Here is a 533-nt window from a genome sequence, read left to right on the forward strand (position 1 = left end):
TGGAAGCGCCGTCGCTCAACGGATAAAAGGTACCCCGGGGATAACAGGCTGATCTTCCCCAAGAGTCCATATCGACGGGATGGTTTGGCACCTCGATGTCGGCTCGTCGCATCCTGGGGCTGGAGTCGGTCCCAAGGGTTGGGCTGTTCGCCCATTAAAGCGGTACGCGAGCTGGGTTTAGAACGTCGTGAGACAGTTCGGTCCCTATCCGCTGTGCGCGTAGGAGTCTTGAGAAGGGCTGTCCCTAGTACGAGAGGACCGGGACGGACGAACCTCTGGTGTGCCAGTTGTCCTGCCAAGGGCATGGCTGGTTGGCTACGTTCGGGAGGGATAACCGCTGAAAGCATCTAAGCGGGAAGCCTGCTTCGAGATGAGGACTCCCACCCCGTTTCAGGGGGTAAGGCTCCCGGGAGACGACCGGGTTGATAGGCCAGATATGGAAGCCCAGTGATGGGTGGAGTTGACTGGTACTAATAGGCCGAGGGCTTGACCATAGACGCTCGCGTCCACTGTGTGGGTTCTGAGACCACGAC

The 533-nt window shown here is 59.1% G+C and carries 1 rRNA gene; it reads left to right on the forward strand.

Annotated elements, in window-relative coordinates:
- A 23S ribosomal RNA gene (locus ACFSJS_RS27965) occupies positions 1-494 on the forward strand; the annotation flags it as partial.
- Positions 495-533: the final 39 nt, after the last annotated feature.

Source organism: Streptomyces desertarenae (genome assembly GCF_042681365.1).
GTDB classification, from domain to species: Bacteria; Actinomycetota; Actinomycetes; order Streptomycetales; family Streptomycetaceae; genus Streptomyces; species Streptomyces desertarenae.